This is a genomic window from Plantactinospora veratri (assembly GCF_036421995.1).
GTDB lineage: Bacteria > Actinomycetota > Actinomycetes > Mycobacteriales > Micromonosporaceae > Plantactinospora > Plantactinospora veratri.
Genome location: NZ_JAZGQL010000001.1, coordinates 298691 through 319774 on the forward strand (window position 1 = coordinate 298691; position 21084 = coordinate 319774).

Here is a 21084-nt window from a genome sequence, read left to right on the forward strand (position 1 = left end):
CCACGGCTCCCCGGAGAGCCGGTCCGGGTCCCCCTGAACCGTCCCTGAGTTCCGCCGCCCGCGGTGGACGACGACCTCATATGAAGGCAGGCTACATGTAGTCAGCTGAGATATGGGGAGGTGTCGGAATGGCCGGCGGGGGATCGCGGCTCTGGCTGCGGGTACTGCTCGGAGTCTTCTCGGTCGTCCTGCTGTTCTGCGGGGTCGGCACGGCGGTGGGCACCTGGGTCTGGACCCAGAACGTCGTCGACACCCGTGGCGAGGTCGACTTCGTCAACCGGCTGGCCGTACCGCCACTGGCCGAGTCCCGGATCGACGGCCAGGGGCGCCGGGTCTTCGACCTGCGGGCCCAGCCCGGCCAGCGCGATTTCGGCCAGGGCGGCAGCACCGCCACCTGGGGCTTCAACGGCGAATACCTCGGCCCGACACTGCGGGCCAAGCGGGGCGAGCAGGTGCTCGTCAACGTCGTCAACGGGATCGGCCGGCCGACCAGCGTGCACTGGCACGGCATGCACCTGCCGGCGGCGATGGACGGCGGCCCGCACCAGATGGTCCGGCCCGGCGCGACCTGGTCGCCGCAGTGGAAGATCGACCAGCCGGCCGCCACGCTCTGGTACCACCCACACCCGCACGGCGAGACCGCCGAGCACGTGTACCGGGGACTCGCCGGGATGTTCATCCTGGACGACGAGCCGTCGGCCGCGCTGGCGCTGCCCCACCGGTACGGCGTCGACGACGTCCCGCTGATCGTGCAGGACCGCAAGTTCGGCTCCGACGGGCGGTTCGACGAGAGCCGCTCCAGCCTCGGCGGCGTCGGCATCCTCGGCGACACGCTCCTGGTCAACGGGACCGTCGGGCCGTACCTGGACGTCACCACCGAACGGGTCCGGCTGCGGCTGCTCAACGGCTCCAACGCCCGGACGTACGACTTCGGGTTCGCCGACGACCGCGCCTTCGCCCTGATCGGCACCGACGGCGGCCTGCTGGAACGCCCGCACCGCACCGGCCGGATCCAGCTCTCGCCCGGCGAGCGGGCCGAGATCGTGGTGTCGGTGCGGCCGGCGGAGCGGGTGGTGCTGCGCAGCTACCCGCCGGACCAGGGCGTCGAGTTCCTCGGCGGCCGCTTCACCGGCGGCGACGACACCTTCGACGTACTCGAACTGCGGGCCGCCGGCAACCTCGCGGCGTCGCCGGAGGTGCCGGACCGGCTGGTACCGGTCGACCGGCTCGACCCGGCCTCGGCAGCGCAGACCCGGCGGTTCCGGATGAACGGACGCCAGATCAACAACCGGCCCATGGACATGGACAGGATCGACTTCGCGGTCACCCGGGACACCACCGAGATCTGGGAGATCGAGAAGCAGGACGCCACGCCGCACAGCTTCCACGTGCACGACGTGCAGTTCCAGGTGCTCTCGGTGGACGGCCGGGAACCGCCGCCGGAACTGGCCGGCTGGAAGGACACCGTACTGCTCACCGCCGGCGACTCGGTGCGGATCATCGCCCGGTTCGCCGACTACACCGACCCGAACATGCCGTACATGTTCCACTGTCACCTGCTCGACCACGAGGACCTCGGCATGATGGGACAGTTCGTGGTGGTCGAACCGGGCCAGCGACCGGGCCGACCACCCGGCGGGCACGGGCACGCCCAGCACCGCTGACCGGATGGGCTCCCCCGGCGGCAGGATCGCCGGGGGAGCCCGACGGGCGCATCGGCGTGGCCGAACCCGAAACCGTGCCGCGCGATGGCTTCCCGGTTAGGTTGTTAGGCGTGTTGGGCCTACCCGCGCACGTGACCGCCTGCCTCTTCGACCTCGACGGCGTACTGACCCAGACCGCCCGGGTGCACAACGCCGCCTGGGCGGAGACCTTCGACGACTTCCTCCGGCGGTGGGCGGAGGCCACCGGTGAACCGTTCCGGCCGTACGACCCCGGGGACGACTACAACCGGTACGTCGACGGCCGCGCCCGGGCCGACGGGGTGCGTACCTTCCTCGCCTCCCGGAACATCACCCTGCCGGAGGGCGATCCGGACGACCCGCCGACCCTGGACACCGTCAACGGGGTCGGCAACCGCAAGAACGTCCTCCTGCTACAGCGCATCCACACCGACGGTGTGCTGCCGTACCAGGGATCGGTGGACTACCTGCACGCCGCGCGGGCGGCCGGGCTGCGCCGGGCCGTCGTCTCGGCCAGCGCCAACGCCGCCGACGTGGTCGCGGCGGCCGGCCTCGAACCGCTGATCGAGGCCCGGGTGGACGGCGTCGTCGCCCGGCTGCGCGGGCTGCGCGGCAAGCCCCGTCCGGACACCTTCCTGGCCGGCGCCGACCTGCTCGGGGTCCGCCCCGACCAGGCCGTGGTCTTCGAGGACGCGTTGGCCGGGGTGGCGGCGGGCCGGGCCGGAAACTTCGGCTACGTGGTCGGGGTCGACCGGGTGGGCCAGGCCGACGCGTTACGCGCACACGGCGCCGACATCGTGGTGCGCGACCTCTCCGAACTACTCACCGGAGCGGGCGGCGACCCGGCGGCGAGCGGTCGGGACGGTGCCGGAACGGCGCAGGCCGGGCCGGAGGTGGTCCGGTGACTGCGAGGAGGGGCCGATGATCCGGGAACGGGCCTATCCCGTCGAGCCGTGGCACGTCCGGGAGACCCGGCTCGACCTGGACGTACTCGCCCAGTCCGAGTCGGTGTTCGCGCTCTCCAACGGGCACATCGGGCTGCGCGGCAACCTGGACGAGGGCGAGCCGCACGGCCTGCCGGGAACGTACCTGAACTCCTTCTACGAGCTGCGGCCGCTGCCGTACGCGGAGGCGGGTTACGGCTTCCCCGAGTCGGGCCAGACGATCGTCAACGTCACCAACGGCAAGCCGATCCGGCTGCTCGTCGACGACGAGCCCTTCGACGTCCGGTACGGCGAACTGCTCAGCCACGAGCGGGTGCTCGACCTGCGCGGCGGCACCCTGCAACGGTCGGTCGAGTGGCGCTCCCCGGCCGGGCGTACGGTGCGGATCTGCTCGACCCGGCTGGTCTCGTTCACCCAGCGCTCCATCGCCGCGATCGAATACCGGGTGGAGCCGGTCGACGGCCCGATGCGGTTGATCATCCAGTCGGAACTGGTCGCCAACGAGCAGCTTCCGGCGCAGAGCCGCGATCCCCGGGTGGCGGCGGTGCTGGAGTCGCCGTTGCAGTCCGAGGAGCAGCTCGTGCACAGCGACGGCGCGCTGCTGATCCACCGCACCAAGGCGAGCGGGCTGCGGGTGGCCGTCTCGATGAGCCACGAGGTGTACGGGCCGGAACGCAAGCTGGTCGGCACGGAGGCGTACGAGGACTGGGCCCGGACCACCGTCACCTCGGTGATCAAGCCGGGTGAGCAGCTCCGTCTGGTCAAGTTCGTCGCGTACGGCTGGTCGAGCCGCCGGTCCCGCCCGGCGCTGCGCGACCAGGTGGCGGCGGCGCTGGCCGGCGCCAAGTTCTCCGGCTGGGACGGGCTCTGCACCGAGCAGCGCAGCTATCTCGACACCTTCTGGGACGACTCCGACGTGCGGGTGGAGGGCGATCCGGAGGTGCAGCAGGCGGTCCGGTTCGGTCTCTTCCACGTGCTACAGGCCGGCGCCCGGGCCGAGCTGCGGCCGATCGCGGCGAAGGGCCTGACCGGGCCGGGCTACGACGGGCACGCGTTCTGGGACACCGAGACGTTCGTACTCCCGGTGCTGACCTACACCCTGCCGTCGGCGGTCGCCTCCGCGCTGCGCTGGCGGCACTCCACCCTGCACCTGGCCCAGGAGCGGGCCCGGACGCTGGGCCTGCGCGGCGCCGCCTTCCCGTGGCGGACCATCCGGGGTCAGGAGACCTCGGCGTACTGGCCGGCCGGGACGGCCGGGTTCCACATCGCGGCCGACATCGCCGACGCGGTACGCCGGTACGTGCAGGCGACCGACGACGAGCAGTTCGAACGCGAGGTCGGGCTGGAACTGCTGGTCGAGACCGCCCGACTCTGGCGCTCGCTGGGGCACCACGACCGGCACGGCCGGTTCCACCTCGACGGGGTGACCGGGCCGGACGAGTACACGGCGGTGAAGAACGACAACGTCTACACCAACCTGATGGCCCAGCGGAACCTGCTGGCAGCCGCCGACGCCGCCGCCCGGCACGGCGAGGAGGCGTGGAAGCTGGGCGTCGACGACGAGGAGACCGCCGCCTGGCGGGACGCCGCGCACGACATGCACATACCGTACGACCCGGAGCTGGGCGTGCACCCGCAGGTGGAGGGCTTCACCCGCTTCCAGGAGTGGGACTTCGGGGGCACCCCGCCGGAGCAGTACCCGCTGCTGCTCAACTACCCCTACTTCGACCTGTACCGCAAACAGGTGATCAAGCAGGCCGACCTGGTGCTGGCGATGCACTGGCGCGGCGACGCGTTCAGCGACGAGGAGAAGGCGGCGAACTTCGCCTACTACGAGCGGCGTACGGTCCGCGACTCGTCCCTGTCGGCCTGCACCCAGGCGGTGCTGGCGGCCGAGACCGGGCACCTCGAACTCGCGCACGACTATCTGGGCGAGGCGGCCCTGATGGACCTGCACGACCTCAACCAGAACACCCGGGACGGCGTGCACGTCGCCTCCCTGGCCGGGGCGTGGATCGCCCTGGTGGCCGGGTTCGGCGGGATGCGCGACCACACCGCGACGCTCTCCTTCGCACCCCGGTTGCCGAGCCGGATCGACCGGCTGGAGTTCTCGCTCCGCTACCGGGGCGTGCACCTGCGGGTCGACGTACGGCCGCACGAGGCGACGTACGAGCTGCGCGACGGCGAGCCGGACGACGCCCTCGAGCTGCTGCACCACGGGGAGAAGGTCCGGATCACCTGCCTGGAGTCGGTGACCCGGCCGATCCCGCCGGCCCGCCCGACCGGTCCGCAGCCCGCCCAGCCGGCCGGCCGCGCCCCGGTCCGCCGCACCCCGGAGAGCGAACCCAGCTGACCGTCCCACCTCGACGGTCCACTCCGACAGGCCAGGGGTGGACCGGGGCGTGGCGGCTCGGCTCAGACCAGCGACAGGTGTACGTGGTTGGTGTGGTCGCTGGACGGGTCGCCGTGTGCGCCGCCGTACGACTTCCAGCCGATCGTCGGCAACCAGATCTGCCGGTACCAGATCACGTACAGCACCCCGAGCCGGTCGGCGTTGCGGACGAAGAACGCGGCGAGGTTGTTGCCGTACGTCCGGTCGGCGCCGGTGGCGGCACCCCGGAAGCCGCCCGCCTCGGCGGAGAAGTCGCAGGCCCGCCCCTTCGGGTGCTCGTACGGCCCACCGGAGCGGTAGCAGCCGGTGAAGCGGCCGAACCCGGCCCGGCGTGCCTCGGTGTAGGCGTGCAGGGTGCGTGGCGTGACGCAGCCCGTGGTGGTCGGGTCGGGCTGGCTGCACGACTGTGGTGGCCAGGAGCCGTCGGCGGCGCGCGGCGCGGGTCGGGCCACCGGTGAGCTGGCGCTGACGAAGCCTCCGGTGGAGGCGCCGCCGACCTGGGCCAGCGCCCGCTCGGCGGCCTGCTTCTGCCGCAGCATGATGGCGAGTTGGCGGCGTTCCTCGACCACCTCGGCGTCGAGGGCCTGCTTCGCTCGGGCGGCCCGCTCCCGGGCCTGGCTGAGTGCGCGCAGTACGTCGTTGTCCCGCAGGGCCACCGCCTCCAGGCCACGGGCGCGCTCCAGGAGTTCGTCGGCCGAGCCGCTGTGCAGCAGTACCAGCACCGGGCCGATCCGACCGGTCTGGTACGCCGTCCGGGCCACCTGTTCCACCCGGGGCCGCAACTGCGCGATCCGTTCCTCGACCCGGCGTAGCTCGGCGACGATCCTCGCCTGCCGGGCTTTCGCGTTGGCCAGCGCGTTCCTGGCCTGTAGGTAGCCTCGGCCGGTCGATTCGAGCACGTCCCGCAGGAGCGGGGTGTCGCCTTCGTCGCCGAGGACGGCGGGGCTGTTCGCCTCCGCGACGCCGGGCCGGAAAGCTGCCCCGGCGAGCGCGCCGAACGTGGCGAGCAGGGCCAGGGCCAGCGGAAACCGCCGACGTGTGGATCCCGTCATGCATGTCCCTCCGTCGCCCGCCTACCGAGTTAGCTGACGGGTTCGGGACGGAACAAGTCCCTACCGCGGTTGCGGACTCACCCCACCTACCTGGGTCCCCGGTTCACCCGAAGGTGATTCGGCGGCGGTCACGCCGGCGCGGAGGGGTGCGCCACCGGGCGAAACCGGGGTCAGCTTACCTGATCAACTAGGTCGAACAGGTGGATTTCGGAGCGACCCGGCGTGGAAGTTGTGCCGATCGTCGACTCCGGGCCGGGCGGCTACCTGCGGCCGCCCGGCCCGGTCCCGGCTGAGGTCAGCTCATGTCGTGGTCAGCCGCGCGCCGCCCACACCGGACTGTCCACGTAGTGGTTGTCGTAGCGGTCCTGGGTCTCGCCGACCTCCTGCCAGGTGGCTTCGCCCCGGTGCACCCGGTCGAGGAGCCGGTAGTAGTCGAACCGCGGCCTGCCGGGGGTGATCACGACGAGGAAGTCGGCGTCCTGACCGGCGGCGGGGGCGAAGGCGTGCGGGGTGTTCGGCGCAACGAAGAGCGTGTCTCCCTTGTGCAGGGTGTGCAGCGCGTCGCCGACGAGCATTTCGAGGGCGCCGTCGATAACGAAGAACAGCTCGCCGGAGCGGGTGTGCAGGTGCGGCGGGGCGCCGTCGGTGCCGCTCTTGAGCAGGGTGCGGTTGCTGGTCAGGGTGCCGCCAGTGTGCTCGGGGTCGAGTAGCAGGGTGATCACGCTGGTCGGGTCGCTCTCCAGAACCTCGGCTTCGGCTGCGCGTACCAGGGTCATTGTCGGCTCCTTCGTCGTCCGCTGATTCCTGGACATTACGAGTCCAGGATCAGGTCGCGCTAGCGATCATGACCGGCGTCACAAGTTCTGGACATGTAGAGTCCAGGACTATGCGGATGAGCCAGGGCGTCGAATGGGCCCTCCACACGTGCCTCAACCTGAGCTGGCTGGACGACCCGGTGCCGACCGGTACGCTCGCGGCGTTCTACGAGCTGCCGCCGGCCTACCTGAACAAGCAGCTCCAGGCCCTGGTCCGGGCCGGGATCCTGGTCTCGACCTCGGGGCCGCGCGGGGGCTTCCGGCTGGCCCGGGCCCCGGAGGCGGTCTCCCTGCTGGACATCGTCGCCGCGATCGAGGGCCCGGAGGAGCTGTTCCGGTGCGACGAGATCCTCCGCAAGGGGCCGGGGGAGCATGCCGGCGTCGACTATCGACAGTCCTGCGCGTTCGCCCAGGCAATGCGTGGCGCCGAGCTGGCCTGGCGACGGGAGCTGGCCGGCAAGAGCGTGGCGGACGTCCGGGCCGACGTCGAGCACGGGCACCCCGAGGCCCCGGCCAACACCCGGACCAGGATCGCGGAACTGCGCTAGCGCGGTCTTCGGTCACTTATGCGGGCGCCACGACGTGCGGTGGGCGAGCGGTTACGTCCCCGGTTCCCGTACGTACACGCCCTTGCCCTGATGGCCGACGATCAGCCCGGCCTCCCGCAACACCAGCATCGCGTTCCGGACGGCGGTGTTGCTGGCGTTGTACTGGGCGCGCAGTTCGGACACCGATGGCAGCTTGTCGCCGGGCTTGAGTTCACCGGAGGCGATCTTCGCTCTGATGTCGGCGACGATCCGGGTGTAGATGGGCTCGATCGGCATGGTGGAAAGCTCTCTGCTTGGCGGCCCACCAATTCGATCACGTCGCGATCCCCGGCATCAAGCACATGGTGCTTCTAGTGTTGACTGTGCGTACATTGTCCTCTAAGTTTTGCCTCTGGGAGACCTGCTTGGCGGCGGTGTCATCCCACGAACGAGGAAACCCGGACTCCTGGACGGGGGGCCACGGCGCTCCTCCCGGTCCGCAGCGCGAGAAAGGGCGGTGGACTACCCCGTTGCCGTACCGCCGATCGGGCTGCGGTGGCGGGGCGGAATGGGTCGGCCGGACCCGAGACGGCCGACCCATTCTTTCCAGGGAAAATCCCAGCAGAAGGGACTACGACGTGCGGCATCTGCTCCGGCGCATCCTGACCAGACCGAGAGCGTCCACCCGGTTGTACTCGGTGGTCGGCGGACACCGCTCCGCGTCGTACCCGCCGATGCGGCCCTGGCAGGTGCGGAGCCGGCGGTTCCGGATCACCTGGCGTGGCCTGGACCCCGACGAGGTGGTCACCTTCCTCGACCGGGTCGCCGACGAGATCGGCGGCCTCCAGGCCGAACTGGCCCGCAGCCGGCAGGAGACGGCCCGGATCAAGGACGCGCTCCGGCGCTGGCAGTCGGCCCAGGCGCGACAGCCGTTGGCCCGATGATGGCCGTCGAACTGCACCGGTACGTCATCCACCTGCCGATCCTCACGACCGACCTGCTCCGGGCCCGCGTCCTGGCCCGGACCGCCGCCCGGGCGCTGACCTTCCTCTGCGTCGACGCACAGGAGACCACCGTGTCGGAGGAGCAGCACCAGGACGTACGTCATCGGGTGTTCTGCCCCCGGCGGCTGCCCGACGGCCGACGCTGTGGCCTGCGGATCGACCACGACGTTCCGTGTACCGGGCGGCGGTTGCGGCGGCGTTCGATATGACGGCGACGGTCGCCGGTCAGCCGCGTGCGTCGAGCGGAACGTGCAGCTCCAGGTGCGCGGAGAGGGCGCGAAGGAAGTCCGGGGCGTCGAAGACGGCGCCCGCGGAGGCGACGCCGGTGGTCCTGGTCCGGCCGGTGAGGATGCGGTCGACGGCCTCCACCGCGAGCGGGGCGCTGATCGCGTAGATGTCCTGGCCAGCGGCGACCACCCGGCGTTCCGTGCCGCCGGAGCGGACGAGGACGTCGACGACGAAGGTCTGCGCGGAGCGGCCGCGCTCGTCGACGGCGGTCGGTGCCGAGGCGCCCGGCGCGGCCAGCTCCCTCGCCGCCGTGGCGGTCATGTAGGTGCGCACCTCCGGTACGGCCAGGTGGCTGGGCACGGTGACGATGTCGGCCATCGAGAACTCGCCGATGACCTCCTGGGCGCCGAGCGGAGCAGGGAAGGGCCACTCCAGGATCGGCAGGGCGTCGTCGTGGTACTCCAGCCGTCCGCCGGTGTAGCGGACGCGGCGGCCGCCCCGGCGCTGCCCGGAGACCGTGCCCGAGGCGAGCGTTCCGGCGGTGGGGTGCCAACCGCTCAGGCCGTACGCGATGTGCGCCTCGTCCGCCGCCGTCCAGTCACCCATCGCGGTGGTGACCAGCAGATCGCCGAGGCCGCCGTAGAAGGCCATCGCCGGGACCACCACGAGGTTCGCGGCGCGGGCCCGCTCGGCGAAGTGCGCGAACGTGTCGACGTTCGCCTCGATCTCGGCCGCGACGTCGACGTACGGGATACCGGCGCGCAGCGCCGCCTCGACCAGCGGGGCGGCGGTGCTGGCGAATGGTCCGGCGCAGTTGACCACGGCGGCCGCGCCGTCCAGCGCGCGGTCGAGCGAGGCCGGGTCGTCGACCGACGCCTGCCGCCCCTCCAGTCCCGGTCGGGTCTGCGCCAGTGCCAGCAGCCGGTCCCGGTCGCGCCCGAGGAGCAGCGGGACGTACCCCCGCTCGCGCAACTCGGCGACCACGAACCGCCCGGTGTGCCCGTACGCGCCGAAGACCGCCACCTGCCGACCCGATCCCATTACCGCTCCCACCAGCTCGAAGTGATCCACTACGGAGATCCTGTCCCCGTCGGCTCACCGATGCCAGTGTCCGGAACGACATGACCCGTACAATTTCCGACATGAGTTCTTTCCCGCGCTCGGTGGCGGTCGCCGCAACCGACGGGATGCTGCACTTCGAGCTGGCCATGGCCTACGAGGTGTTCGGCTCCGCGCCGGACGCCCTGCCCGGCCCCTGGTACGACGTCCGGGTGAGCGGCACCCACCCCGTCCGGGTCGGCCGGTTCCTGCTGGAGCCGGACTGCGGGCTGGACCGGCTGCCGGACGCCGACACCGTGATCGTCCCGGCCCTGGCGGACGTCGACGAGGATCCGCCGGCCGACCTGGTCGAGGCGGTGCGGGCGGCACACGAGTCGGGCGCCCGGGTGGTCTCGCTCTGCACCGGCGCCTTCGTGCTCGCCGCCGCCGGCCTGCTGGACGGACTGCGCGCCACCACGCACTGGGCGCACACCGAGCAACTGGCCGCCCGCCATCCCCGGGTCGAGGTCGACCCGGACGTGCTCTACGTCGACAACGGCAGCGTGCTCACCTCCGCCGGCAAGGCCGCCGCGATGGACCTCTGCCTGCACCTGGTCCGCCGCGACCACGGCTCGGCGGTCGCCAACGTGGTCGCCCGCCGCCTGGTCGTGCCACCGCACCGGGCCGGTGGCCAGGCCCAGTTCGTCACCACTCCGGTGCCTGCCCAGGACGACCATCCGCTGGCCGAACTGCTTCCCTGGGTGATGCGGCGGCTGGACCAGCCGCTCACCGTGGAGGACCTGGCGCGCCAGGCGAAGATGAGTTCACGCCACCTGGCCCGGCACTTCCACGCGGTGACCGGCACCACCCCGCTGCAATGGCTGCTGACCCAGCGGATCCGCCGCGCGCAGGAACTGCTGGAGACCACGGACGACAGCGTCGACACCGTCGCCTCAGCCGCGGGCATGGGCACGGCCACGACACTGCGCCGCCACTTCCAGCGCACCATCGGCGTACCGCCGGACACCTACCGGCGTACCTTCCGGGCCTAACGGTCGCGAGGGTCCTCGGAGTACCGCTCACCGCTGGACGGCATCCCCACCGCGTCGCGGGGCGGCGTCCGGCGCGGGTCGTCCAGCGACCTCGCCTTCGCCGCCTCGTCCGCCCATTCGCTCCGATCGGGATTCTGCTGCTGTCCCGCCTCGTCGGCGCGGGCCGAGCCGGACTTCGCCTTGCCGGGTTTCTGGCGGGCCATGACGTCCCTCACGTTCCTCTGCCGGTCGGCGCGAACGCCGTTCCGGTACCTGTCGGACGATCCGGCCTTCCCCGGCTGGGTACCGGCAAACCCCACCACCGCAGCGGCCACCGGCGGGCGGTTGAGCCCGGCGCCGCCGGGTAAGGCCGACGAAGGGCGGCGTGGCGGGAAAGGCGGAGTGCCGGTACGACCGACACGGACCGGAGAGTCGCGCCGGGAAGAGGCATGGGAGGCAGCCGGATGGACATCCGGACCAGCGATACCACGATTCCGGCCGGAGACGTACGGCTGACCGGCGACCTGGTCGTGCCCGCCGACGCGCGCGGGATCATCCTGTTCGCGCACGGCAGCGGCAGTTCCCGGCACAGCCCGCGCAACCGGATGGTGGCCGAGGCGCTCAACCGGTACGCCCTGGCCACCGTGCTGGTCGACCTGCTGACCCGGGACGAGGAGGCGGTCGACGACCGTACCGGGGCGCTGCGCTTCGACATCGGCCTGCTCACCGGCCGACTCGTCAGCATCGTCGACTGGCTGGCGACCGGCGAACCGGCCGGGAGGCTCCCGATCGGCCTCTTCGGGGCGAGTACCGGAGCCGCCGCCGCGCTCTCCGCCGCCGCGCAGCGCCCCGAGCAGGTGTACGCGGTCGTCTCCCGGGGCGGCCGCCCAGACCTGGCCGGCGCCGACCTGGCACGGGTACGCGCCGACACCCTGCTGCTGGTCGGCGGGCTGGACGACGAGGTGCTGCGGCTCAACAACCAGGCGCTGACCGAACTCGACGCCGGCTCGGAACTGCGGGTGGTACCGGGTGCCAGCCACCTCTTCTCCGAGCCCGGCACGCTGGACCAGGTGGCCCGGGAAGCGGCGGAGTGGTTCGTCGCCCATCTCCCCGGCTGAGCTACCCCTCCGACTGATCGACGCGCCGGGCCGAGACCCGGACCGGGCGGACGTGCACCGGTTCTCCATACTCGAAGGATGACGGCGGTGCCCCGCGACCTGAGTACGACGGACCTCGGCTACCTCAACGGTGGTGCCTGGGGCGCCGTCCGGGCCGGGCTGGTGACGCTGCACGGCCGGGGCGGTGTGACGGCCGCCCGGCCCGGCAGGCTCAGTCGGACCGGTGGCCTGCCGGCGTACGCGGAGCCGCTGGAACGGGCCCTGTTCGCCGCGCTGTACGGCACGATGTCCCCCCGGGAGGTGGCCGGCCGGCGGCGGGTCCGGCAGGCCCTGGCGGAGCAGCGGGAGGGCCTGATCGGGCTGGGGCTGCTCCGCCCGGCCTGGCGCCGGCTGCTCCTGCCGGCCACGCTGCTGCTCGTGCTGCCGATGCTGGTCGCCCGGCTGGTCGCGGCCGACCTGCTCGGCGTCGGCGTCGGCCTCCTGGTGGTGCTGGCATTCGTCGGAATGGCCGGCTGGTTCCTGCCCCGGCGCACCCTCTCCGGCGAGCGCACCCTGCGCGACGCCCGGCGCCGGCATCCCCTTCCGGTCGGCCCGGACAGCGGTCCCGCCGGGCTCGACCCGGGGTTGGCGGTGGCGCTCTACGGCAGCGCCGGGGTTCTGCCGGCGGTGCGGGAGTTCGTCCGGGACAGCGGGCTGCTCGACGGCGGGACGTGGTCCCGGTTTCTCGGCCACCCCACACTGGACGGCTCGATGCCGGCCGGCGGGGCCACCGGGCACGCCTGAGGGCGACCGGTAGCCGTAACGCACCGGGCCCGGCCCGGGAGCGGGTCCCGGACGGTCAGCCCAGCCGGGGAGCGGGCTGACCGGTCAGCTCGGAGCGGGTCGCGGCGGGCCGCTGCGCCGGCTCGGTCGGCAGCACCGGAAAGCCGTCGGTGCGGTAACACAGCTCGTCGGAGGTGATGATGCCGACCTCGTGCTCCGGCAGGTCGGCCAGCCAGCGCAGCCCGGCCTGACCCATCGCCACCCCGGCCGTCGCGTACGCGTCGGTGCGGCCGAGGTCCGTGCCGACCACGGTGACCGAGGTCAGTTCGGTTGCCGGTGCACCCCGATACGGGTCGATCACGTGGAAACCCCGCTCGTACGTGCCGGAGGTGGCGACCGCGAAGTCGTTCCCGCCGAGCACCCAGCAGATCTTGTCCTCCTGCCACGGGTGCCGGATGCCGATCCGCCACGGCTCGCCGGGCCGGGGGCCGCCCCGGGCCCGGATGTCCCCGCCCGCGTTGATCCAGTGCGAGCGGCAACCCGCCGCCAGCAGCCGGTCCGAGGCCACCTGCACGGACCAGCCCTTGACGTAGCCGGACGGGTCGAACCGGCCGGTCGCGTACGCGTCGAAGTAGCCGTCGGTCTCCCGCCACAGGTCGGCGCAGGTCTCGACCACCAGCCGCAGGTCGGCGGAGCAGTCCTGGATGGACAGCTCACCCCGGTCGAAGCGGTTGACCTCGCTGTGCTCCTTGTAGGTGCTGAACCGCTCGTCGACCTCACGGAACCAGTCGAACGTCTGCTCGGCCAGTGCCTCCAGGCGCCGGGCCGGCAGCGGATCGGTGAGCTGCACGCTGATCGGCGTACCCATGATCTGCTCGACCCGACGCAGCCCGGTGGTGCCCATCGGAGTCAGGCCTTCGCCTTGTCGAGCGCCGACTGGAGGGACGCCTTGTAGGCCGCGCTGGTCAGGCTCGCCCCGGAGACCGTGTTCACCTTGCTGGCGCTGGTGGCGGCGAGCGACTGCTGGCGCAGCTTCGGGATCGCGCCCTCGTTGATGCTGGCGCTGGTCGGATCCTCGTCGGGATAGGTCGCGTCCGCACTGGTGACCTTGCCACCGGCGACCTTGATGGTCACCTTGATGGCGCCGTAGTCGTAGTTGGCGGTCGCACCGACGAAGGTGCCGTCCTTCAGCCCGCCGGCCGGCGCCTTGGCCGGCGGCTTCTTGGCCGGCGGCGCGGTGGTCTTCTTCCCGGCCGGCGCCTTGGCGCCCGGCGTCGGGCTGGCGGTCGCGTCGCCGGCATCCTCCTCCAGCGCCACCTGGGCGGGGTCGTCGGTCGAGGTGCCGAGCTTGGCACCGATCAGCAGGGTGGCGCCGATGGCGGTGCCGAGGACGGCGAAGGCGGCGCGACGCACGGGATGTACCTCCGTAGGGGGTGGATTGCCGAGGGGATCGGAATCTGTCCTGGGGCTCAGAATTCGAACGGGTCGAGGTGGATCTGCCGGCGCGGTACCCGGAGCTTGCGCATCGTCCGCATCGAGACGTCGACCAGGCCGGGCGGCCCGCAGAGGTAGACGTCCCGACGGCGTACGTCCGGCACCAGCTCGCGCATGCCCTTGGCGGTGAACAGGTGCCGGGGCGCCGGGTCCTCGCGCGAACCGATGACGTACCAGACCTGGGCGTTGCGGGACCGGGCCAGGAAGTCCAGCTCGTCGCGGAAGAGCAGCTCCTCCTCACTGCGGGAGCGGTAGATCACCACCGTCTGCTCGGGCAGGTCCTCCAGCAGCGCCCGGATCGGCGCGATGCCGCTGCCACCGGCGATGAGCAGGGCCCGGGGCCGGATCGCCCGGTCGGCGGTGAAGACCCCGGACGGTCCCTCCGCGAAGATCCGGGTGCCCGGCTCCAGGTATTGCAGCGACTCGGTGTGGTCGCCGACCACCTTGACGGTCAGCCGCAGCCACTGCTCGTTCGGCGCCGCCGAGAGCGAGAACGGGTGCGCCTGCCACCAGCAGCCCTTGGTGAGGAACCGCCACCGGAAGTACTGCCCGGCCCGGGCGTCCAACTCGTCGAGGCGGTTGCCGGAGATGTAGATCGAGACCATCTCGAACGCCTCCGGCACCACGTCCTCGACCCGCAGCCGGTGCCGCAGGTTGAAAGCGATCGGGGAGATGATCCGTCCCCAGAGGACACAGACGATGACGAAGACGTAGAGCCCGGCCCAGAAGTACTGCCCGAAGCCGGGCTTGGACAGCTCCTGCCCGGCGGCGAACTGGTGGCCGTAGCTGAACAGCAGCACCAGATAGGTGCTCAGGTGCAGGTAGTACCAGAGTTCGTAGTTCATCATCCGGCGGATCGCCCGGATGGCCAGCAGCGCGATGCCGACCAGGATGCCGGTGGCCACCGTCGCGCTGATCATGTCCTCGTACGTGCTCAGCAGCGACCAGGTGCCCTCGACGATCGGGGTGTTGGTGAGCTTGCTGTAGCCGACCGCGATCAGCCCGGCGTGCGCCAGGATGGCGAGCAGCAGGAAGGCGCCCAGCTCCCGGTGCCAGATCAGCAGCGAGTGCGCCCCGATCCAGCGTTCCAGCCAACGCACCCGGCTCATCAGCAGCACCTGGGCGAGCAGCAGGAACCCACCCACCATGCCGGTGAGCCGGCCACCGGCGATCAGGATGTCGGCGGTGGTCCGGATCGACCCGGCCGGGGTGTTCAGCCACCACAGCTCGACGCTGGTCGCCAACGCCGACCAGAAGACGATGTGGAAGAAGAGCCGGCCACTGCGGTCGTACGGCTCGACCTCGGCGGTCTCCCGGTGCCGGGCCGCCTCCGCCGCCCCGCTGATCGGGTTCGGCCGGTACGCCGGTGCCGGCGCCTCCTCGGCGTACGACCACGGCTCGCGGCCACGGGCCGAAGCCGGTTCACGGCCACGGGTCGGAGACGTCCAGTCGCCCTCGGACCGGGTCGGCTCCGCCGGGGCGTACCGCTCGAACTCGTCGTACGGTTCGCGGTCGCGCCCCCGGGGTGGCCGGTCGTAGGGGTCCTCGGACGGCACCCGGGGCAGCAGGCCGGTCACCCATTCGGTGAGCGGCTCGGCTGTTTCGACATCCCGACGACGAGTCACGAAGAATATGTACCGGTTGGCGGTGCCGGAAACCAGTCCGAGCGGCCCGCTTAGTTCAGTCTTAAGAATCGCTTGGCTGGGGGCTAAGGAAGCGACCGCGCGGTGGCCCGGGCGCTCTCCCGCCCCCGGACCACCGCACCCCCCGTTGGTCGACTTCCGTCGATCCACCGCCACGGACGGTCGATCGTCACCCACTCAGCCCCGCCGACCCGCCCCCTCCCGAGCGGCGAGGGGGCGGATCACGTGCCAGGCGCCGTCAGCGGGCCGGGGCGACACAGAGGATGAAGTCCTCCAGCGTGCCGATCGCGCCGTCCTGGTAGAGGTACTGCGTGTAGTCGGTGGACTCGCAGGCGGACTCCTTGATGGTGCCGTCCTTGCGTAGCAGTACCTTGAGCGCGCCCTTGGCGCCGCAGCTCGCCTCGTCGACCTCGTCGGTCGCCTCGTCGATGGTGAGGCAGTCGCCCTTCTTGAACTGGTCGAGGTTGCCCTCGATCGACTCCTCTCCCGGGGTCGGCGAGGGCTTGCCCTTCGGCGGCGTCGCCTTGGCGCTCGCCGTCGGGCTCGGGGTCGTGTCGGCGGCCACGTTCGACGGCTCGTCGTCACCGGCCCAGAGATACGACGCGATGCCCCCACCGCAGCAGAGCAGCACGACACCGAGGACGATGCCGATGACCAGCGGCGCCTTGCTCTTCTTCGGCGGAACCGGCGCGTCGAACTGTGCCGCCGGCCCGGCCGGTGACGAGGGCGTCGACGGGTAACCGCCCGACTGCGGGTAGCCACCCGACTGCGGGTAGGACTCCGACGACTGGGAGTACGGGCTGCCGCCCGACTGTGGGTACGGACCGCCGGACGACGGGGCCTGCGGGTAGCCGCCCGAGGAGGGCGGCGGGTAGCCGGAACCGCCGCCCGCCGGACCGCCGTACCCGCCGGGCTGGCCGGAATGGCGCGGGTCCTGGGGCGGCTCTCCGGGACCGTAGCCCGGAGGTGGATATGTGGACATCATTGCCTTTCGCGATGAACTGTAAGGTCGCGCCCCCTGCGAGGCCCGTTGGCCGAGGCCGTTGGGGAGCAGCGTTCGGAGCAGCAGCATTATGGGCCCACCCGGCTCGCCCGGCGCGCCCGGACCGGGACGGTGGCGGTGCACGTCGATGGTCGGGTGCCCGGCGCTCGATCCGGTGTCAGGGACTTCCCCGCACCCGAGTCCCCCCGAACGCCGACCCCCGTGACCGGCCCGCCCCCCGCGGGCCTCTAGCAGCTTGGGGATGTCCGCCACACAACTGCCACACGATTGCCACACGCCACGCCGCCGCAACCCAGCCGCACCGCCCCATGCTGGGCAGACACCGTAGTACGGTTTCATGTCCGTGATTTGCCTGCGGCTCAGGGAGACGGCGAGTGAGGTTCGGGGTGCTCGGGCCGCTGCGGGTCTGCACGGACTCCGGCGCCGAACTGGTGCTGCGCAGCCGACACCAGCGCACCGTGCTCGGCGCGCTGCTGGTCGGTGCCGGCCAACTCGTCACCGTCGACCGGCTGGTGCAGACGCTCTGGGGTGACAACCCACCGGCCTCGTACGCCTCCAACCTCCAGACCTACGTCTCCCGGCTCCGGGAGCGGCTGCCCGGCCTGACCATCGAGCACCGCAGCGACGGCTACCTGCTGCGGGTGCGGACCGACGACCTCGACGTACTGGTGTTCCGGCGAGAGGTCGCCACCGGCCGGGCGGCGCTGGCCGCAGGCGATCCGGCGCTGGCGGCCGACCGGTTCCGGCGCGGGCTGCGGCAGTGGCGGGGACGGCCGCTCGCCGACCTGACGGTGCCGACGCTGGAACCCGAACTCGCGCAGTGGGAACTCGAACGGGTCGGCGCCCAGGAGGACTGCGTCGACGCCGAGCTGCGCGCCGACGGCGACCTCGCCACCGTCCTGTCCGAACTGCACCAACTGGTGACCGAGCACCCGATGCGGGAACGGCCGTACGGCCAGTTGATGGTGGCGCTCTACCGCGCCGGGCGCCGGGCCGACGCGCTGGCCGCGTACCAGCGGGCCCGGGAGATCCTCGTCACCGAGCTGGGCGTCGAGCCGGGGCCTGAACTGCGCCGGTTGCACCAGGCGGTCCTGCGCGGCGAGGAGCCGTCGGTGGGCCGGGTCGGCAACCGGCCGGAGGTCGCACCCCGGTCGCCGTTTCCGGTCTGCCAGTTGCCGCCGGCCCTGTCGGGCTTCGTCGGCCGAGCCGGCAGCATCGAGCGGATCGAGCGGTTGCTGGCCCCGGCGGACGGCGGGGTGCCGGTGGTGGCGGTCTCCGGCCAGCCCGGCGTCGGCAAGAGCGCCCTGGCGGTGACCGTGGCGCACCGGATCCGGGAACGGTTCCCGGACGGGCAGCTCTTCGTACACCTGGCCGGTGCCTCGGCCGCGCCCCGGGATCCGGCCGCGGTCCTGGCCGACCTGCTCCGGGTGCTGGGCGTGCCCGGTTCGGCGCTGCCGCAGAACCTCTCCGCGCTGGCCGCCGCCTACCGGGCCCGGCTCGCGGACCGCCGGGTGCTGGTCGTCCTCGACGACGCCGCCACCGCCGCCCAGGTCCGGCCGCTGCTTCCCGGTACCCCCGGCAGCGCCGTGCTGACCACCAGCCGGCGCCGGCTCAGCGGTCTGATCGACGCCCGGCACCTGCCGGTCGGCCCGCTGACCGACGACGAGGCCCGGGCGCTGCTCGCCGACGTGGTCGGCCCGGAGCGGGTCGCCGAGGAGCCCGGCCAGGCGGCCCGGATCGCCGCCGCCTGCGGCAACCTGCCGCTGGCGGTGCGGATCGCGGGTACCCGGCTCGCCACCCGGTCGTGGCCGCTGGCGATCCTCGCCGACCGGCTCGACGACGAGCGGCAGCGCCTCGACGAGCTGGCCGCCGGAGACCTCCAGGTCCGGGCCAGCCTGGCGCTGAGCGTGCAGGCCCTCTCCCCGCCGACCCGGGAGGCGTTCGGCCTGCTGGGTTCGCTCGGCCCGGTCAGCTTCGCGGCCTGGGCGGTCACCGAGCTGCTGGAGAGCGCCGACGCCGACCGGATACTCGACGAGCTGGTCGAGGCGAGCCTGCTGGAGGTGACCCGGCCGCCCGACGGCGCCGAACCGCGCTACCGCCTGCACGACCTGCTCCGGGTCTACGCCGAGGAACTCGCCGCCGCCGACGACCGTTCCGCACCGACGCCGGACCGACCGTCGTCCACGATGGAGGTTCCGGGGCGGCGGGCCGGGGCGCAGCGCCGGCTGGTCGCGGCGGCCGCCGCGCTCGCCGGCAGCGCCGCCCGCCGGCTGCCCCGGACCCTGACCTGGGCCCGCCTCGCGGAGCCGGCCGGAGGGGTACGCCCGCCGCGCGCCGCCGACCGGGCCGCCGCCGACCCGCTCGGCTGGTTCAGCGCCGAACTCGACCTCCTCACCGGCCTGCTCGGACTCGCACCGCAGTGCGGTGCCGAACGAGCCGCGATCGACCTCGCCGAGCGGCTCGCCCCGTTCTGCTGGGTGCACGGGCACTGGACGGCACTCCAGGCGGTGCAGCGGCTGGCCCGGCAGGCCGCCGAGCGGATCGGTGACGACCGGACGATCGCCCGCGCCGACTTCGTGATGGGCCTGCTGCAACTGGCCCGGGGCGACCTGGCGGGCGCGGCGCGGCGGCTGCGCGACGGTCGGGACCGTTACGAGCGGCTCGCCGACCGGCACGGCCTGGCCTGCCTGCTCAGCGACGAGGCGGTGCTCTACGACTACCAGAACCGCGCCGAGGACGCCGCGTCGACGGCCGAGCGGGCGGTGGCGCTCTTCCGGGCCGAGGGGGACCCGCTGGGCGCCCTGCTGGCCGCGCCGGTGCTCTCGGCCGCGTACCGGGGGCTGGGGCGGCTGGACGAGGCGCTCGCGGTGGACGAGGCGGCGGTGGCCGAGGCAGGTGAACTGGGTGCCGCCGAGATCGTCACCGCCCGCTGCCTGAACGCGCTCGCGGTGACCCGGCTGCTCCGCGACGAACCGGCGCTGGCGTACGCCGCCGCGGAGCGGGCCGTGGCACTGCTGCGTACGGTCAACGACCGGTACGTGCTACTGGCCGCCCTGCGCCACCTCGCCTCGGCGGCGATCTGCCTCGGCCGGCGTGCCGAGGCGGTGCACCGGCTCCAGCAGAGCCACGACCTGGCGGTGCAGTTGGGCGACCGCCCCTGGGCCACCGGCCTGGAACGGGACCTGGCGGTGAGCTGGATCGGCGAGGGGCGGGCGACGGCGGCGGTCGGCGTACTGCGCCGCTGCGCGCGCACCTTCGAGGAGATGAGCATGCCGTCGGCCCAGGCGGCCACGCTGAACATGCTCGCCCGGGCGTACGACGAGACCGGTGACCGGGAGGCGGCCCGGGACGCCCGGTTCTGGGCCGGGATCCTCAGCGATCCCCGGGACACCCGTACTCCGGCGCTGGCCGGCATCGTGCTGCGGCTGGCCGACGCGCCGGGACTGGTGAGCAGCGGCTCCTGACCGCCCGAGCCTGAGGTGTAAGGAAGGGCCCCCGCTACAACAGAAAACGATATGCGGGGGCCCTTCCTTACATCGGGAAACGTCGTACCCGGCCGGTAGTTTTGGCAGGTGAACCGTACCGATCGGCTTTATGCCCTGGTGGAGGAGTTGCGCGCGGTCGCACCCCGACCGCGCAGCGCACGCTGGCTCGCCGACCGATTCGAGGTCGACGCGCGCACGATCAGGCGGGACATCGGCGCCCTACAGGAGTCCGGCGTGCCCATCTACCCCGAGTTGGGTCGGGGTGGCGGCTACGTGCTGGACCGGGCCTACACGCTGCCGCCGGTGAACATCACCCCGCGCGAGGCGATCGCCGCCGCCGTAGCGCTGGAGACGATGGCCGACACCCCGTTCCTCGACGCGGCGCGTTCGGTGCTGCACAAGATCCTGGCGGTGATGCCACCGTCCGGCGTGGAGGCGGTGACCGAGCTGGCCGGCCGGATCAGGCTGACGGCGCTGGAGCCGGTGCCGGCGGCGGCGCCCGCCCGGCAGGTGCTCCGGACCGCCGGTGACGCGCTGCTCAGCCGCACCGTGCTGGCCATCGAGTACGTCGACCGCAACGGTGCCGCCTCGCAGCGGCTGATCGAGCCGGTGGAGCTGCTCGGCGCCGGCCGGCTCTGGTATCTGGTCGGCTGGTGCCGGCTCCGGCAGGAGGTACGCGGGTTTCGGCTGGACCGGATGCGCCGGGCCGCACCGACCAACGAGACGGCTCCGCCCCGCGCGATCGAGCCCGCCTGGCGGGGTGGGTTGGACGTGCCGGCGACCCGGCTGCGACTGCCCGGACGAGTGGATTCGTCGGGAAAAGCGGACAGGATGCTGTCCTGACCTGCGTCGAGAATGGTGGGTGA

Annotated in this window: 19 protein-coding genes, 1 pseudogene and 1 riboswitch; of the genes and pseudogenes, 11 read left to right on the plus strand and 9 right to left on the minus strand. The window is 72.5% G+C overall.

Annotated elements, in window-relative coordinates:
* Positions 1-128: 128 nt before the first annotated feature.
* From V1634_RS01325 to V1634_RS01335, 3 genes are all read left to right on the plus strand, one after another.
* Positions 129-1664: a multicopper oxidase family protein gene (locus tag V1634_RS01325; RefSeq protein ID WP_331205860.1), complete on the plus strand. Its 1536-nt coding sequence runs from the start codon at positions 129-131 to the stop codon at positions 1662-1664.
* 110 nt (positions 1665-1774) lie between these two features.
* Positions 1775-2587 (plus strand): HAD-IA family hydrolase, encoded by an 813-nt coding sequence (locus V1634_RS01330; protein WP_331205861.1) that lies wholly within the window; start codon positions 1775-1777, stop codon positions 2585-2587.
* Between the two features lie 16 nt (positions 2588-2603).
* A complete protein-coding gene (locus V1634_RS01335) occupies positions 2604-4979 on the plus strand; it encodes a glycoside hydrolase family 65 protein (protein ID WP_331205862.1) in 2376 nt (791 codons plus the stop codon).
* A 62-nt stretch (positions 4980-5041) separates the two neighbouring features.
* Here the strand turns inward: V1634_RS01335 and V1634_RS01340 are convergent, their stop codons facing one another.
* A complete protein-coding gene (locus V1634_RS01340) occupies positions 5042-6070 on the minus strand; it encodes a coiled-coil domain-containing protein (RefSeq protein ID WP_331205863.1) in 1029 nt (342 codons plus the stop codon).
* A 3-nt stretch (positions 6071-6073) separates the two neighbouring features.
* Positions 6074-6204: riboswitch (cyclic di-AMP (ydaO/yuaA leader) on the minus strand.
* Between the two features lie 177 nt (positions 6205-6381).
* Positions 6382-6846, minus strand: a complete 465-nt coding sequence (locus V1634_RS01345) for a cupin domain-containing protein (protein ID WP_331205864.1) — start codon at positions 6844-6846, stop codon at positions 6382-6384.
* A gap of 110 nt (positions 6847-6956) precedes the next feature.
* Between V1634_RS01345 and V1634_RS01350 the strand changes: the two genes are divergently transcribed.
* Entirely contained in the window at positions 6957-7433 is a 477-nt protein-coding gene (locus V1634_RS01350) for an RrF2 family transcriptional regulator (protein ID WP_331205865.1), read from the plus strand.
* 51 nt (positions 7434-7484) lie between these two features.
* Here the strand turns inward: V1634_RS01350 and V1634_RS01355 are convergent, their stop codons facing one another.
* Positions 7485-7709 (minus strand): winged helix-turn-helix domain-containing protein, encoded by a 225-nt coding sequence (locus V1634_RS01355; RefSeq protein ID WP_331205866.1) that lies wholly within the window; start codon positions 7707-7709, stop codon positions 7485-7487.
* Between the two features lie 341 nt (positions 7710-8050).
* Here V1634_RS01355 and V1634_RS01360 point away from each other — a divergent pair, with 341 nt between their 5' ends.
* Positions 8051-8356: a DivIVA domain-containing protein gene (locus tag V1634_RS01360; protein WP_407951687.1), complete on the plus strand. Its 306-nt coding sequence runs from the start codon at positions 8051-8053 to the stop codon at positions 8354-8356.
* Positions 8353-8625 (plus strand): hypothetical protein, encoded by a 273-nt coding sequence (locus V1634_RS01365; RefSeq protein ID WP_407951688.1) that lies wholly within the window; start codon positions 8353-8355, stop codon positions 8623-8625. Before V1634_RS01360 ends, V1634_RS01365 begins: the two co-directional genes overlap by 4 nt.
* A 16-nt stretch (positions 8626-8641) precedes the next feature.
* Here V1634_RS01365 and V1634_RS01370 read toward each other — a convergent pair whose 3' ends face one another.
* On the minus strand, positions 8642-9685 hold the full coding sequence (locus V1634_RS01370; RefSeq protein WP_331206103.1) for a saccharopine dehydrogenase family protein: 1044 nt from the start codon (positions 9683-9685) through the stop codon (positions 8642-8644).
* A 101-nt stretch (positions 9686-9786) separates the two neighbouring features.
* Between V1634_RS01370 and V1634_RS01375 the strand changes: the two genes are divergently transcribed.
* On the plus strand, positions 9787-10734 hold the full coding sequence (locus tag V1634_RS01375; protein ID WP_331205867.1) for a helix-turn-helix domain-containing protein: 948 nt from the start codon (positions 9787-9789) through the stop codon (positions 10732-10734).
* Here the strand turns inward: V1634_RS01375 and V1634_RS01380 are convergent.
* Complete coding sequence (locus V1634_RS01380; RefSeq protein ID WP_331205868.1) at positions 10731-10949, minus strand: hypothetical protein; 219 nt, start codon at positions 10947-10949, stop codon at positions 10731-10733. The two genes, V1634_RS01375 and V1634_RS01380, sit on opposite strands and share 4 nt — an antisense overlap.
* A gap of 228 nt (positions 10950-11177) precedes the next feature.
* On the opposite strand from V1634_RS01380, the gene V1634_RS01385 reads away from it, so the two are divergent.
* Together V1634_RS01385 and V1634_RS01390 are read left to right on the plus strand one after the other, a co-directional pair.
* Positions 11178-11831 carry a dienelactone hydrolase family protein gene (locus V1634_RS01385; protein ID WP_331205869.1) on the plus strand — a complete coding sequence of 218 codons (654 nt, stop codon included), beginning with the start codon at positions 11178-11180 and terminating at the stop codon, positions 11829-11831.
* A 75-nt stretch (positions 11832-11906) separates the two neighbouring features.
* Positions 11907-12614 (plus strand): annotated as a pseudogene (locus V1634_RS01390) (TIGR04222 domain-containing membrane protein); the annotation flags it as partial.
* Between the two features lie 55 nt (positions 12615-12669).
* Here V1634_RS01390 and V1634_RS01395 read toward each other — a convergent pair.
* The 4 genes from V1634_RS01395 to V1634_RS01410 form a co-directional block, all read right to left on the minus strand.
* Positions 12670-13497, minus strand: coding sequence for an FAD:protein FMN transferase (locus V1634_RS01395; RefSeq protein WP_407951689.1), 828 nt, complete (start codon positions 13495-13497; stop codon positions 12670-12672).
* A 5-nt stretch (positions 13498-13502) separates the two neighbouring features.
* A complete protein-coding gene (locus V1634_RS01400) occupies positions 13503-14006 on the minus strand; it encodes an FMN-binding protein (protein ID WP_331205870.1) in 504 nt (167 codons plus the stop codon).
* 56 nt (positions 14007-14062) lie between these two features.
* Positions 14063-15712, minus strand: coding sequence for a ferredoxin reductase family protein (locus tag V1634_RS01405; protein ID WP_331205871.1), 1650 nt, complete (start codon positions 15710-15712; stop codon positions 14063-14065).
* A 256-nt stretch (positions 15713-15968) separates the two neighbouring features.
* A complete protein-coding gene (locus tag V1634_RS01410) occupies positions 15969-16715 on the minus strand; it encodes an LppU/SCO3897 family protein (protein WP_331205872.1) in 747 nt (248 codons plus the stop codon).
* A gap of 392 nt (positions 16716-17107) precedes the next feature.
* Between V1634_RS01410 and V1634_RS01415 the strand changes: the two genes are divergently transcribed.
* A complete protein-coding gene (locus V1634_RS01415) occupies positions 17108-20197 on the plus strand; it encodes an AfsR/SARP family transcriptional regulator (RefSeq protein WP_331205873.1) in 3090 nt (1029 codons plus the stop codon).
* Positions 20198-20305: 108 nt separating this feature from the next.
* The gene (locus V1634_RS01420; RefSeq protein ID WP_331205874.1) at positions 20306-21061 is read left to right on the plus strand and encodes a helix-turn-helix transcriptional regulator; all 756 of its coding nucleotides are present in this window, start codon (positions 20306-20308) and stop codon (positions 21059-21061) included.
* Positions 21062-21084: the final 23 nt, after the last annotated feature.